We start from the raw sequence: 13,377 nt of genomic DNA on the forward strand, positions 1-13,377 counted from the left end.
ATTGCATAGTGTAGATAAAATTCTAAATTAAAAAACAATCTCAGGCGGAGGACCGCGTGAAAGGGGATCATATCTGTTGGTTTAATACAAGAATACCCATTCTGCGCCGACATTCCGGCCCCGGTACCGCTACGCCTCTGGAACTGACGGCCGATCACACTGACGACCCCATTATCGCCGTCCAGTTCGGCCATCCCCTGGCCGACCGTGGGTTCGAGCTTTTGATGCGGGACATCCTGCAGGCCGCCTTCCCGCCGCGCGACAAGGCGGAGTGGCTGCACCGGCTGGCCACACCCCCGACGCCGGCGGAACTGGCCGCAGCACTGGCGCCCTACCAAAGCGTCTTCCGGCTGGATCATCCCGACACGCCCTGCCTTCAGGCCCGTCCTTCCCCGCACAGCCTGTCCGCCGCCACAGCGGGCAAGGGGGCCAAACGCCCCGCAAAAAATGCCGACGAGGATGAGGGTGAGGAAGCGGGCAGCCAGCCCATCGCCGCCCTGCTGCCCGACCTGCCCACGGGCGAGGCGGTGAAGCAGGATGCGGATTTCTTCGTGCGGCGCGGCGGAGTAAAGGCTATCGGGGCCGGGGCCATGCTGCCCGTGCTGTATGGCCACATGGTGCTGTTCCCGCCCGGCGGCGGTGGCTATTTCGGGCTGCCGCACGGGGCGGACAGCATCAAGTATCAGATGGTGGGCGACACGCTGTGGCGTACCTTGTGGCTGAACGTGCTGTATCCCGGCATGGACGGGTATGAGGGTCCGGGTGCCGGGCGGCCGGCGCCCCTGGATGCATCGGCCTTCCCCTGGCTGGACCCGGAATTGCCGCATCTGCCGCTGGGTCGGCGCGATGAGGGGGCGGCCAAGGCGCTGGACCGGCCGCGCCTGCACCCGGCCCATATCCCCATGCCGCGCCGCTATCTGTTGTCGCCGCCGGTACAGGGCCGATGCGACCTGACGGGGCTGGAGGGGCCGGTCTATCAATCCTATGACCGCTGGCCCAAGGGGCTGCAATATGCGCCGCGCGGTTGGCGCTATCCCAACGTTTCCCGCAAGGAGATCGTGGGCAAGCCGGAGGAGGAGGCGCGGTTCGCACGCGCATCCGGCCCCCTGCGCTTCGACGACTGGCTGGAAACCGCGCTGGCCCCGCCGCGGGAGCGCAAGACGGAGAAGGCTGGCGCCCAGCGCCGCCATTTGCCGGCCGTGCTGCAACAGATCGCCAATGTCGAACGCTCCACTCTGCTGCCGGCGGTGGACGGGGTGGACACGGCCCTGGGTCGGGGCAGCCTGCGCGTCCGCGCCTTTGCCCAGTTCAACTATGGCAAGGCTGTGGGCGGGATGAGCCAGCGGGAACTGCCCCTCTGGCTGCTGCCCGATGCACAGTTGGACTGGCTGTGCGGCGAGGTGACGACGGTGTTGGAGAAAGCGTCGGCCATGGCCGGGGCGCTGCGCTGGATGGCGCGGGAAGCCGTCCGCCTGGGCCGCCGGGAGGGGCCGGCCGCATTGGCTGACAATCTGGGCGACGCGCTGCTGGCCGACCTGGACGCCGCGGCCCTGAACCTGCCGGGGCAACTGGCCCAGGTTGTGCGGGAAGCGGGGCCGGACTGTTACGCGCAGGCCGACAGGCTGCGCGATGATTTCCTGGCCTTGGCCCGCCGCCGCGCCCTGGCCCTGTTCGATGCCGGCTTTCCCATCGATGGGCTGGGGCCGATCGACGACAAGCTGGCCGCGTTCCGCACCCGCCTGGTCCGGCGGCTGAACACTATCCTGAAAGGGGAGGCACACGCATGAGCCCCGATCCCACGGCGCAGAAGCCGGAAGACGAAAGCACCGCCACCGAGCGCTGGCATGCCTGGCTGCAGGTGCCGGGAATGAAGGGTGAGCGGGCGGCACTGCGCCGGGCGCAGCAGGTGGAGGAGGTCTTTGGCGTCACCGCCTATCATGCGCTTCAACCCCGGCTCGGCCGATGGAACCGACCGCTGACCGCCGCCCGCATCGCCATGGCGCTGGCCACGATCCGCCAGGACCGGACCGAAAGCCCAGCCGAGGGGGAGGATGCCGACGGGATGCCGGACAAGCCGGTGAGCTGGGGCGTGACCCTGGGCCGGGCACTGGCCGTGATGGCACCGTCCGGCAAGCGCCGTGTCTCAAAGGAGCGGCTGCGCCTGCTGCTGTCGGCCGACGATCCCGACCAGTTCCTGCGCCTGCTCCGCAGCACGCTGGGCTTGCTGGATGACAGGGCGCCGGTCCAGGACGTGGCCGACGTGGTCGGCGCCTGGCACACGCCGTCGCTGCGCGCCGACGTCCGGCGCGCGATTTTCCTCTCCTATTATCGCTCCCTGCCCGTTTCGGAGATCGACAATGCCTGACACGTCCCTGCCGCGCGCGGACCTGCTGCAGTTCCATATGCTGACCACCTTTCCCCCGCACAATGTGAACCGGGACGAGGATGGGCGGCCGAAAAGCTGCCAGTTGGGCGGCACGCTGCGCGGCCGCATCTCCAGCCAGGCCAAAAAGCGCGCCCTGCGCTTCGCCCCGCATTTCCCCGAGGCCCAGCGTGCAAAACGCACGCGCGAGGCGGGCATTCGCTGCTATCGCCAACTGACCGCGGCCGGCATCGATGATGTGCATGCGGTCTGGGCGGCACTGGCCGTCAACCATGCCACAGGGGCCGGCGGTAATGCTCCAACCCTGGCCGAGGCCGAAAAGCTGCTGGGCGGTGGAGGCAAAGGCGGAAAGAAGGGCAAGGCGGCGGCCCCGGCCGAGGATGCCATCATCGATCGGGCGGCCGTGGAAAAGGCCCTGGGCACCGAACAGGGCCTGGTCATCAGCACCCGCGAATTCGCCCGCATCGACGAGGCCATGGCGCGGCTGATCCAGGCCTGGCAAGAGGACCGTGACGGCTTCGCCGGGCACCTGGAGACCTGGGTGCGGCAAGTGGCCAAGGACAAGCTGCTGACCACCGACGATCACGACCTGGACACGGCCCTGTTCGGCCGCATGGTCGCCGCCGATCCCGGCTTCAATATTGAGGCGGCCTGTGCGGTCGGCCATGCCTTCACCACCCACGCCTTCCGGGAGGAGCCGGATTACTTCTCCGCCGGAGAGGAACTGAACGAACTGAAGGGCACTGGGGCCGCCATCACCAGCTATGCCTTCTTCGGCGGCGGTGTCTATTACCAGCATGCGGTGCTGGACCGGGGACACCTGCGTGAGAACCTGACCAGGGGGCGCACGCTGGCGGAAGCGAAACTGCTGGCCGATCAGGCCATCGATGCTTTCCTGACCGGCCTGGTTCTGTCCCAGCCCAAGGGAAAGCGCAACAGCCACGCCAGCGATGTCGGCGCCTCCTATGTGCTGGTCACGCGCGGGGGCGACCCGTCGCTGAACCTGGGGCTGGCCTTCCTGGACCCGGTGACGACGGATCAGGACAGCGACATCATGAAGGCGTCCATCGGACGGCTGGCCGATTTCCAGCAGAAGCTGGCCGAGGCCTATGGTCTGGGCAACGATATCTGCATCTTCAACGCCTATCCGCCCGCCCGCGCCAATCAGCCGGCCGTGAACGAGGTGTGGACAATGGCGGAACTGCGCAACTTCGTGCTGGGGCCCCGCACATGACGGTGCCGGCCTTTCCGCAGCTCTGCTTCACCCTGATGGCGCCTTATGGCGCCTGGGGGGCGGCATCGCCATCCTCGGCCACCACGGCCTGGAAGGCGACGGAGCTGGACCCGCCGAAATCGGCCATTGTCGGGCTGCTGGGCGCAGCAATGGGGGTGGAGCGGGCGGCACTGGGGCCACTGGCGGCCGCACTCCGGGTGGCGGTGCGCACCGGCATCCGCCCGCGCCATGACCCACGGCCCGATTACCACACGATCAGCCGCGCCCGCCGGCCCGAAGGGCGGGAGCGCTGGTCGCGGTTCGAGGAACTGCGCCCCGCGCTGGAGGGCCGCGACGATAGCGGCGCCATGCTGTCCAAACGCGAATATTGGCATTGCGGCCTGTGGAGCGTGGCCGTGGCCGCCACCGGGGCAGGCGCCGATCTGGCCGGTCTGGCGGCGGCACTAGGTTCCCCGCGCTGGGTGCTCTATGCCGGGCGGAAATCCTGCATGTTGGGTCTGCCGCCCGACCCGGCACTGGTCACCGCTTCGGGACCGGTGGCGGCGCTGACGGACTATGGCTGGCCGTGGGAGCGGCATCCCGATCTGAAGGAAGGCGCGCTGGCCCCCCTTCTGACCCTGAAGGCCGCCCGCCGGGAGCCGGAGATGCTGGCCGTGGAGGAGGGCTATCCCGGCGCACCGCAGCCGGCCGACGGCATCATCCAGCGCCGGATCAGCCGCCGGGACCAGCCCGACCCGCTGCCCCTGCCGGGCGGGCGCATCTATCAGCGCTTCCATGACCGGCAGGAAATCCGCATGAACTGGCCCGTCCCGGTGGAAAGCGGGGAGGAAGCCCATGCCTGACAGCCCCGCCCCGCCGCTCGATGCCGATCCCGGTCCCCTTTATGAAAGCCGGGTGGTGCTGGCACCGCGCAACCCGCAGGCCCTGCATGCCATTCTGGACCCCAAGGCACGCCAGGGCGGCCAGTTCGCGCACAAGATGATCTGGACCCTGTTCGCCGACACGCCCGAGGCGCGCCGCCCTGGCCTGTTCCTGTTCCATGTGGAGAAGGAAAAGCCCTTCACCGCCATCATCCGGTCGCGGCGTCCGCCCGTGGACGGGCTGGGCGGGGTGTGGCGGATCGAAAAGGTGCGCCCCTTCGACCCGCAGCTTGTGGCCGGGCAACGCCTGCGCTTCCGCCTGCGCGCCGTGGCCAGCCATTGGCAGCCGCAGCCCGGTGCCAAGCGGGGCAAGCGCGAGGATGTGGTGGTCGCCGCCTGGCGCCGGATCCCCGCCGATGAACGCACCGACGAACGGCTGGAGGAAGCCGCCCAGGCCGCCTGCCTGGACTGGCTGGCGCGGCAGGGGGCGCGCTGCGGCTTCAGCTTTGCCGAGGGGATGGTGGAACTGCGCGAGTATGAATGGTCGCGCACGCCCACCACAAAGGCACGCAGGCAGATCAGCTTTGGCGCCGTTACGTTCGAGGGGGTGCTGAGCGTGACGGACCCGGCGGCCCTGCGCAGGGCACTGGCCGACGGGTTGGGCAATGGCCGCGCCTTCGGCAATGGCCTGATGCAGATCGCCCCCGCGCCGTAAAGCACGAGGGGCCGGGTCATGGACAAGTGAAAAGGTTGCACCAACCCGCCGCCCGGAACCGGCACCGGGCGGCGGCACGGGCTGTCATGTCGAGAGGAGCCAAGGCGAATGCTGAAGGGACGGCTGGGCCTGGATGAGGCGCGGATACCGCAGAAATCCCGCAATGGCCTGATCTATGTGGAGCGCTGCGCGCTGTCGATCGACAATGGCAGCCTGATCCTGCATTTCACCGAGAAGGGCGAGACGCTGGAACTGCCCTATCAGCGGCTGAACGCCATCCTGCTGGGTCCCGGCAGTTCCATCACCCATGACGCCGTGCGCCATTGTTCCGGCCACGGTACCTGCCTGGCTTTCGTCGGTACCGACGGCACAAGGCTGTACACCGCCCCGCCCTTGTTCGCGCGCGACAGCACGCTGGCCCGGCAGCAGGCGACATGGTGGGCGTCGGAAACCACCCGCATGATGGTGGCCAAGCGCATGTATGCCAAACGCTTCGGCGAGACGCCGCGCACCACGTCGCTGGACAGCCTGCGCGGGATGGAGGCGGCGCGCATCAAGCGTTCCTATGAGATCATCGCCGGCCAGGCCGGCATCATCTGGCGCGGCCGCCATTTCGATCGCGCCAATCCCGAGGGGGACGACGCCCCCAATCAGGCCATCAACCATGCGGTGACGGCGGTTGAAGCCTGTGTCGCCATCGCCGTCCAGGCCACCGGCACCCTGCCACCGCTGGGATTCCTGCATGAGGACAGCGCCAAAAGCTGGGTGCTGGACCTCTGCGACCTCTACCGCACGACGGTGACGGTGCCTATCGCGTTTTCCTGCGTGCGGCAGCAGCGTGACCGCCCGGGCGAGACACTGGACCGGCTGTGCCGGCGCGCGGTGTCGCGCCATGTCCGCGACAAGGACTTCATCGATACCGTGATCACGGATATCAAGGAGCTTCTGGCCTGATGATCGTCATCTGCCTGTCGGCCACCGCCGACCGTTTCCACGGCTTCCTGCGGTCCACCATGCTGAACGTGCATCCGGGCGTCTATGTGACGATGGACCTGGATGCAGGCTCACGCGACCGCATTTGGCGGATCCTGGAAAACTGGTGGCAGTCGGACCCGCAGGGACAGGCCGTCATGATTTACCGGGACAAGTCGAAACCGATGGAAATCGACTTCCGCTGCTTGGGCGCCCCGAAACGAGACATTGTCGACTATGATGGGCATTATGCGTTGATGGAAATGGTGAAGATGACGGAAAGTGATTGAGACGAAAGCCGTTTTGGGTCAAAAACTTGGAAGCAAGGTTGCCCCTGCACCGGCAGGGATGAACCCATGATGCATTCTCCATGAAAAAGCCCGCCATGGTTGCCCCTGCACCGGCAGGGATGAACCCCGTCCGATAGATGCCGTCGGGCGCAGGCGTGAGTTGCCCCTGCACCGGCAGGGATGAACCCACGGGCTATGCCCAGCGGCTGATAGAGGCGCAGTTGCCCCTGCACCGGCAGGGATGAACCCTTGCGCGACGTGCCCGGCCCGTGGGTGTGCTGGTTGCCCCTGCACCGGCAGGGATGAACCCAACACCTCTTGCGCCAGCCGGTCCAGATCAGCGTTGCCCCTGCACCGGCAGGGATGAACCCATGCCCGCCTTCTCCAAGGCGGCGATGTCATCGTTGCCCCTGCACCGGCAGGGATGAACCCCAGCGTCCACGCATAGCCACCCCTGGCTCCCGGTTGCCCCTGCACCGGCAGGGATGAACCGCAGCGCCGCTTCAGTGCCGCGACCCTGTTCAAGTTGCCCCTGCACCGGCAGGGATGAACCCGAAACAGGGGCGACGCGGGAGCGGGTCGAACAGTTGCCCCTGCACCGGCAGGGATGAACCCCCGGTAGCCAGAGACGATGATATCGTCAGAGCGTTGCCCCTGCACCGGCAGGGATGAACCCGTGTCTCGGGCATTGAGTTGCTGTTTCTCTGGGTTGCCCCTGCACCGGCAGGGATGAACCCCGGTGTCGCAATCCTCGACAAAGCAGTCTACCGTTGCCCCTGCACCGGCAGGGATGAACCCCTCCGTCGCCCGCCGGATCATCGCCGCCCCGCGTTGCCCCTGCACCGGCAGGGATGAACCCCCGTCATCGTCGCCGGCACTGGTGATGCGAACGTTGCCCCTGCACCGGCAGGGATGAACCCCGACCGTGGATATTGGCACGACCGGCACGCCCGTTGCCCCTGCACCGGCAGGGATGAACCCATAGACCAACGTGCGCCATTGGCCATATCCGTGTTGCCCCTGCACCGGCAGGGATGAACCCCTGCTGGCCGCGGAGGAAGTGGGGCAAGATGGGTTGCCCCTGCACCGGCAGGGATGAACCCTGCAAAGCGCGGTTCCCGCTGGTGGGTCTGAGGTTGCCCCTGCACCGGCAGGGATGAACCCCCCGCCTGTAGTTCGTCGGAGAAGCCAAGGGTGTTGCCCCTGCACCGGCAGGGATGAACCCTTGTTCTGGAAATTCAACGCGCCCTGCAATTGGTTGCCCCTGCACCGGCAGGGATGAACCCCTGCCGCAGTTGCCGCCGCAGGTCGCCCAGTTGTTGCCCCTGCACCGGCAGGGATGAACCCGTTGCCAACGCCCAAGTTGCGCGCAATCGTCCGTTGCCCCTGCACCGGCAGGGATGAACCCAATTCCCACGTCGAATTCCGGAACGATTTTCAGTTGCCCCTGCACCGGCAGGGATGAACCCCAGGGTAATGACACGGGCGCGGCGCAACAGGCATTGCCCCTGCACCGGCAGGGATGAACCCTCCGCCCCCCAGCGCCAGTGATAGGTATGGGGGTTGCCCCTGCACCGGCAGGGATGAACCCCCTGGATGATTACCGCCGCAGCATGGCCCTGCGTTGCCCCTGCACCGGCAGGGATGAACCCCGACTTTCTGGCCGGACGGTGAACTGGACATCGTTGCCCCTGCACCGGCAGGGATGAACCCGTCCGCCGGCTGGCCGTGCTGGCCGAAGCCCCGTTGCCCCTGCACCGGCAGGGATGAACCCTTTCCCCGCCTGACGGCCCCGGACGCCGCCTGGTTGCCCCTGCACCGGCAGGGATGAACCCTGCACGGACAGCGAGACGCGGTTGTCGGAAACGTTGCCCCTGCACCGGCAGGGATGAACCCTATTTCAGCGAGCCGTGGCGCCGGACGACGCAGTTGCCCCTGCACCGGCAGGGATGAACCTGTCCACGCCGATCCCATCGCTGAACTATGCGGGTTGCCCCTGCACCGGCAGGGATGAACCCCAGGACCAGCACCGCGAACTCGCCGGCGCCGGGTTGCCCCTGCACCGGCAGGGATGAACCCCCGCACGGGGGCACCGGCTTCACGCTGACCAAGTTGCCCCTGCACCGGCAGGGATGAACCCCTGAGCCAGCCTTTCCAGCACGCGGGCCATGCGTTGCCCCTGCACCGGCAGGGATGAACCCGTGTCCCGCCTGCGGGCTGAATGCCCTGGCCTGTTGCCCCTGCACCGGCAGGGATGAACCCCTGCCCCCGCGCACTGTGCCCGGCCGCTGCCAGTTGCCCCTGCACCGGCAGGGATGAACCCCCAGCGGCCAAGGGCGACATCGCGCGCCGCCTGTTGCCCCTGCACCGGCAGGGATGAACCCGTCGAATGGGGCGGGGCGGCAGTGGAAGATCCGTTGCCCCTGCACCGGCAGGGATGAACCCTGGTCCGCTGGCGCCGTGCGGCGCTGACGGAAGTTGCCCCTGCACCGGCAGGGATGAACCCGACCCCATGGACCCACTGCCGACAATCACCGGGTTGCCCCTGCACCGGCAGGGATGAACCCCAGCGTGGCGCGGCGCAGCGCCTCGATGCGGCGTTGCCCCTGCACCGGCAGGGATGAACCCTCCGCCCCGGTATCGACCAGGCGCAGGGCCAGGTTGCCCCTGCACCGGCAGGGATGACCCCTGCGCATCGTGCAGGTGGATGCGTTCGGGGAGAGCACGGGGCCTGATGATCGCAAGGGTCGCGCAGCTTTCGCCCGACCTTATTGCCTGCGCCCGACCGTTGGGGATTTTCAGCGACGCGGTTGTCGCGCACGGACACGGATAAACGGGACGGGTCGGCCGCCACCCCCATTCTCGTCGATGACATGCTGCGCCGTGCGGGCTGCCGCTGAAGCGGGGCGCCGGTGTCTCAGAAGGTTGCCCCGGTCATCTGCCGGGAAACCTCCCACAGGCGGGCTGAAGCGACCGGGTCCAGGGCTTGTGGCGGGATCATCGCCAGGGTGGGGAAGCCCCTGGTCTCGTTCATCCTGTCGGGGCCGTAATAGCCGCCGCCTTCTGCCTGCGGCGATGTGGCGGCGAACAGGGCCGGCAGGGCCCCCTGCGCCGCCGGCTGGAACATGAACCAGAGCAGGGATCGCATCATGCCGACACCGCTCCAGCGGCCGGGCGCATTGTGCAAAAGGTCGGTGCGCGAAATCCCCGGATGGGCGGCGATGCTGGCGATGTTCCACCCTGCCGCCACGGACCGCCGCTGCAGTTCCAGGGAAAACATCAGGCAGGCCAGTTTCGACTGGCTGTATACCGGCATCGGTCTGTAGTGGCGCTGTGCGTCCAGATCATCGAAATCGATGCGGCCCTTGCGGGCCGCAATGCTGGACAGTGTGATCACCCGCGCATCCCTTGCCCTGCGCAACAGAGGCATGAGATGACCGGTAAGCGCGAAATGGCCGAGATGATTGGTGCCGAATTGCTGTTCGAAGCCATCCTCCGTCTGCTGCCGCTTTGGTGGCACCATCACGCCGGCATTGTTGATCAGCAGGTCGAGACTGTCCTGACGTCCACACAGCCGCGCGGCGAAATCCTGCACGGATGCAAGGCTGGCAAGGTCCAGCCGTTCGAACCGGACGGCCGCGTCCGGCAACTCGCGTCGGATTGCTGCGATGGCCGCCGCCCCCTTGTCGGGGTTGCGGCCCGCGACGACCACCCCGCACCCGGCTTTCGCCAGGGCACGGGCAGTCTGGAACCCCAGCCCGCCCGTGCCCGTCACGACGGCCGAGCGGCCTGTCTGGGCGGGAATATCCGCATTGGTCCAGCCTGGCATGATCCTGCCTTCTCCAAAATTTGCACTTGGTGTAAAATAATAATTGCACTCAGTGCAAATTCAAGAGGCTGGCCTGATGAAAGTGGATGCTGGAACGGATTCTCCCCGTGAGGGGCTGCGGCAACGCAAGCGGCGCCAGACCCGTCAGCGCATCACCGATGCCGGGATCCGTCTGTTCATCGAAAAGGGCTATGACGTCGCCACGCTGGATGAGATCGCGGCTGCGGCTGGAATTTCCCGCCGAACCTTCTTCCATTATTTCAAATCGAAGGACGAAATCCTGCTCTCCCTGCAAAGCGGGGCGGGGGAGATGATTGTCGCCGCACTGCGGGAGGTGGCGCCCGGCAAGCGGCCCATCGAGGCGATACGCGAGGCCACGGTGAAGGTCTGCGCGCTCATTCCCACCGATGACATGATCGCCATCGACCGGCTGATGCGCTCAAGCGAGGCCGTGCAGGCGCGCAAGCAGGCCAGCTACGTCCAGCAGGAAATGGCCCTGTTCACGGCGTTGCGCGAACGCTGGCCGGCGCCGGGCCGGGAAACCGGGCTCCGGCTGGTCGCCATGCTCGCAATGGGCGCGATACGCCTGGCAACGGAGACCTTCGGCCGGGAAGGGGGCCGGCGTTCCTTTGTCGACATGCTGAACGATGCGTTCGACGCGCTGGAGGCTGAAATCGGAGGCTGAAATCTGATACCCCAGGGGGTGGGGCCAGGGGGTTGGGGTGGGGGTGGGGGGTGTTCAGCCCCGCACGCCCCACAGCATATAATTAACATCCAGGTCGCGCGGTGCCAGGCTGAACCGGTCGGAAATGGGGTTGTAGGCCACGCCCGTCAGTTCCCGGACCTCCACGCCCGTGCGGCGCAGGGCGCCGGTCAGTTCCGATGGCTTCAGGAAACGCTTCCAGTCATGCGTGCCGCGCGGCAGCCAGCGCAGGATGTATTCCGCGGCCACGATACCTAGCAGCCAGCCCTTGGCCGTGCGGTTCAGGGTCGCCATGAAGACCAGGCCGCCGGGCCGGGCCAGGGCGGAAACCGCCCCCAGGAACAGGTCGACATCGGCGACATGCTCCACGATCTCCATGGCCAGCACCACGTCGAACTGTTCGCCGGCCTGCACCAGATCCTCCGCCGTGGCGGCGCGGTAATCGACATCCACACCGGTCTCGGCGGCATGCGCCGCCGCCGTCTTCACATTCTTCTCGGCCGCATCGATGCCCGTCACGCTGGCCCCCAGACGGGCCAGCGGTTCCGACAGCAGCCCGCCGCCACATCCCACATCGATGATGCGCAGCCCCTGCAGCGGCCGGGGGGCGTGCGGGTCGCGGCCATGGGCCTTGCAGATCACGTCGCGCAGCCAGGCCAGGCGCACGGGGTTGAACTTGTGCAACGGCCGGAACTTGCCGGCGGGGTCCCACCATTCGGCTGCGATGCGGCTGAAACGCTCGATCTCGGCGGGATCGACGGTCGTGCGGCCCGGCGGGCTGTCGGTGGCGGTCGCGGCGGTCATGGCTCTCCTCGCGGAAAAGGGCGTGACTGGCATAGCAAAGGTGGGCCGTCCTGTCGCGCGGACAATGGGGCGGGGCACATTTGAGCGCAGCGGGGATATGATTGGCGCCATTCTCATGGGTGCAGTGCGGCCGGCGGGGGGTGGCGCGGCTTGCGTGGTCCGGGCCGGCGGGGTTATGGATAGCCCGCTCCGGCACCGGAGCTTTTACGAAAATTACCCTGACCCTTGATGGAATGGCGTTATGGCGCGGCTAGTCCTGAAATTCGGTGGCACCTCGGTCGGCGATATCGAGCGGATCAAGAATGTCGCCAAAAAGGTGAAACAGGAGGTCGATGCCGGGCACGAGGTCGCGGTCGTCGTCTCCGCCATGTCGGGCGTGACGAACCAGCTCGTCGATTATTGCCGCCAGATCGCCAAGGTCCACGACCAGGCCGAATATGACGCCGTCGTCGCCTCGGGCGAGCAGGTGACGTCGGGGCTGCTTGCCATCGCGTTGCAGGAGATCGGCATCCCCGCCCGTTCCTGGCAGGGCTGGCAGATCCCGTTGATCGCCGACGAGACGCACGGCAAGTCCCGGATCGAGCGGATCGACACGACCTCCCTGTCGGACAACATGTCCAAGGGCGTGGTCGGCGTCGTCGCCGGCTTCCAGGGCGTGACGGAGAAGGGCCGCATCGCCACGCTGGGTCGCGGCGGGTCCGATACCTCCGCCGTGGCGCTGGCCGCCGCCTTGAATGCAGACCGCTGCGACATCTATACGGATGTCGACGGCGTCTATACGACCGACCCCCGCATCGTGAAGACGGCGCGCAAGCTGCACCGCATCACATATGAGGAGATGCTGGAAATGGCGTCGCTGGGCGCCAAGGTCCTGCAGACCCGGTCGGTCGAAATGGCCATGAAGCACCATGTGCGCGTGCAGGTATTGTCAACCTTTGAACAGGCGCCGGGCTCCGATCTTCCCGGCACCCTGGTTGTGGACGAGGATGAAATCGTGGAACAGGAACTGGTCAGCGGCATCGCCTATAGCCGGGACGAGGCGAAGATCACCCTGCTGGGCGTCGAGGACCGGCCGGGCGTCGCCGCCGCCATCTTCGGCCCCCTGACGGATGCCGCCATCAATGTCGACATGATCGTGCAGAACGTGTCCGAGGATGGCCGCACCACCGACATGACCTTCACGGTCGGCAAGGCCGACCTGGACCGCGCGGTCCAGGTGCTGGAGAAGGCCCAGGCCGACCTGAATTATCGCCGGCTGGCGGCCGATGCCAATGTGGTGAAAGTGTCGGTGATCGGCGTGGGCATGCGCTCCCATGCCGGTGTGGCCCAGCGCATGTTCAAGGCGCTGGCCGACCGCGGCATCAACATCCAGGTCATCTCCACCAGCGAGATCAAGGTCTCCGTGCTGATCGCCGAGGAATATACCGAACTGGCCCTGCGCTCCCTGCACACGGCCTATGGGCTGGACAAGGCCTGACCGGCCCCGGTGACGCCCTTCCTTCCTGAAGGGGCCCGGCCACGATCCCCCCCTGGCGGGTCGTGGACGGGCCCTTTGCGCTTCGGGACCGGCCTGCGGCCCGTTCTCGC

Annotated in this window: 11 protein-coding genes and 1 CRISPR repeat array; of the genes, 9 read left to right on the forward strand and 2 right to left on the reverse strand. The window is 67.2% G+C overall.

Annotation, left to right across the window (positions count from 1 at the left end; genetic code table 11):
- Window positions 1–56 precede the first annotated feature (56 nt).
- The 7 genes from ACM9LZ_RS17525 (at window position 57) to cas2e (ending at window position 6,454) form a co-directional block, all read left to right on the forward strand.
- Complete coding sequence (locus ACM9LZ_RS17525) at window positions 57–1,787, forward strand: type I-E CRISPR-associated protein Cse1/CasA (RefSeq protein ID WP_416620796.1); 1,731 nt, start codon at window positions 57–59, stop codon at window positions 1,785–1,787.
- Window positions 1,784–2,365 (forward strand): type I-E CRISPR-associated protein Cse2/CasB, encoded by a 582-nt coding sequence (gene casB, locus ACM9LZ_RS17530; RefSeq protein ID WP_416620797.1) that lies wholly within the window; start codon window positions 1,784–1,786, stop codon window positions 2,363–2,365. The genes ACM9LZ_RS17525 and casB overlap by 4 nt, the downstream gene beginning before the upstream one ends.
- Complete coding sequence (locus tag ACM9LZ_RS17535; RefSeq protein WP_416620798.1) at window positions 2,358–3,617, forward strand: type I-E CRISPR-associated protein Cas7/Cse4/CasC; 1,260 nt, start codon at window positions 2,358–2,360, stop codon at window positions 3,615–3,617. The genes casB and ACM9LZ_RS17535 overlap by 8 nt, the downstream gene beginning before the upstream one ends.
- Window positions 3,614–4,459 (forward strand): type I-E CRISPR-associated protein Cas5/CasD, encoded by an 846-nt coding sequence (gene cas5e, locus ACM9LZ_RS17540; protein WP_416620799.1) that lies wholly within the window; start codon window positions 3,614–3,616, stop codon window positions 4,457–4,459. Before ACM9LZ_RS17535 ends, cas5e begins: the two co-directional genes overlap by 4 nt.
- Complete coding sequence (gene cas6e, locus ACM9LZ_RS17545; protein ID WP_416620800.1) at window positions 4,452–5,192, forward strand: type I-E CRISPR-associated protein Cas6/Cse3/CasE; 741 nt, start codon at window positions 4,452–4,454, stop codon at window positions 5,190–5,192. Before cas5e ends, cas6e begins: the two co-directional genes overlap by 8 nt.
- Before the next feature lie 108 nt (window positions 5,193–5,300).
- Window positions 5,301–6,146: a type I-E CRISPR-associated endonuclease Cas1e gene (gene cas1e / locus ACM9LZ_RS17550; RefSeq protein WP_416620801.1), complete on the forward strand. Its 846-nt coding sequence runs from the start codon at window positions 5,301–5,303 to the stop codon at window positions 6,144–6,146.
- Window positions 6,146–6,454 carry a type I-E CRISPR-associated endoribonuclease Cas2e gene (gene cas2e, locus ACM9LZ_RS17555; RefSeq protein ID WP_416620802.1) on the forward strand — a complete coding sequence of 103 codons (309 nt, stop codon included), beginning with the start codon at window positions 6,146–6,148 and terminating at the stop codon, window positions 6,452–6,454. The genes cas1e and cas2e overlap by 1 nt, the downstream gene beginning before the upstream one ends.
- A 37-nt stretch (window positions 6,455–6,491) precedes the next feature.
- Window positions 6,492–9,143: a CRISPR direct-repeat array (repeat unit 29 nt; unit sequence GTTGCCCCTGCACCGGCAGGGATGAACCC).
- A 228-nt stretch (window positions 9,144–9,371) separates the two neighbouring features.
- On the opposite strand, the gene ACM9LZ_RS17560 is transcribed toward cas2e, so the two are convergent.
- A complete protein-coding gene (locus tag ACM9LZ_RS17560) occupies window positions 9,372–10,283 on the reverse strand; it encodes an SDR family oxidoreductase (protein ID WP_416620803.1) in 912 nt (303 codons plus the stop codon).
- 76 nt (window positions 10,284–10,359) lie between these two features.
- Here ACM9LZ_RS17560 and ACM9LZ_RS17565 point away from each other — a divergent pair, with 76 nt between their 5' ends.
- Entirely contained in the window at window positions 10,360–10,968 is a 609-nt protein-coding gene (locus tag ACM9LZ_RS17565; RefSeq protein ID WP_416620804.1) for a TetR/AcrR family transcriptional regulator, read from the forward strand.
- Window positions 10,969–11,022: 54 nt separating this feature from the next.
- Here the strand turns inward: ACM9LZ_RS17565 and ubiG are convergent, their stop codons facing one another.
- Entirely contained in the window at window positions 11,023–11,790 is a 768-nt protein-coding gene (gene ubiG / locus ACM9LZ_RS17570) for a bifunctional 2-polyprenyl-6-hydroxyphenol methylase/3-demethylubiquinol 3-O-methyltransferase UbiG (protein ID WP_416620805.1), read from the reverse strand.
- A 241-nt stretch (window positions 11,791–12,031) separates the two neighbouring features.
- Between ubiG and ACM9LZ_RS17575 the strand changes: the two genes are divergently transcribed.
- On the forward strand, window positions 12,032–13,267 hold the full coding sequence (locus tag ACM9LZ_RS17575; RefSeq protein ID WP_416620806.1) for an aspartate kinase: 1,236 nt from the start codon (window positions 12,032–12,034) through the stop codon (window positions 13,265–13,267).
- The last annotated feature ends 110 nt before the right edge of the window (window positions 13,268–13,377 follow it).

It is taken from the genome of Niveispirillum fermenti, from assembly GCF_048066175.1.
Taxonomy (GTDB): domain Bacteria; phylum Pseudomonadota; class Alphaproteobacteria; order Azospirillales; family Azospirillaceae; genus Niveispirillum; species Niveispirillum fermenti.

Excerpts from the sequence above, each read along its gene's own strand:
- casB (WP_416620797.1), top strand. The coding sequence starts at position 1,784 with ATGAGCCCCGATCCCACGGCGCAGAAGCCGGAAGACGAAAGCACCGCC.
- ACM9LZ_RS17535 (WP_416620798.1), top strand. The coding sequence starts at position 2,358 with ATGCCTGACACGTCCCTGCCGCGCGCGGACCTGCTGCAGTTCCATATG.
- cas5e (WP_416620799.1), top strand. The coding sequence starts at position 3,614 with ATGACGGTGCCGGCCTTTCCGCAGCTCTGCTTCACCCTGATGGCGCCT.
- cas6e (WP_416620800.1), top strand. The coding sequence starts at position 4,452 with ATGCCTGACAGCCCCGCCCCGCCGCTCGATGCCGATCCCGGTCCCCTT.
- cas1e (WP_416620801.1), top strand. The coding sequence starts at position 5,301 with ATGCTGAAGGGACGGCTGGGCCTGGATGAGGCGCGGATACCGCAGAAA.
- cas2e (WP_416620802.1), top strand. The coding sequence starts at position 6,146 with ATGATCGTCATCTGCCTGTCGGCCACCGCCGACCGTTTCCACGGCTTC.
- ACM9LZ_RS17560 (WP_416620803.1), bottom strand. The coding sequence starts at position 10,283 with ATGCCAGGCTGGACCAATGCGGATATTCCCGCCCAGACAGGCCGCTCG.
- ACM9LZ_RS17565 (WP_416620804.1), top strand. The coding sequence starts at position 10,360 with ATGAAAGTGGATGCTGGAACGGATTCTCCCCGTGAGGGGCTGCGGCAA.
- ubiG (WP_416620805.1), bottom strand. The coding sequence starts at position 11,790 with ATGACCGCCGCGACCGCCACCGACAGCCCGCCGGGCCGCACGACCGTC.
- ACM9LZ_RS17575 (WP_416620806.1), top strand. The coding sequence starts at position 12,032 with ATGGCGCGGCTAGTCCTGAAATTCGGTGGCACCTCGGTCGGCGATATC.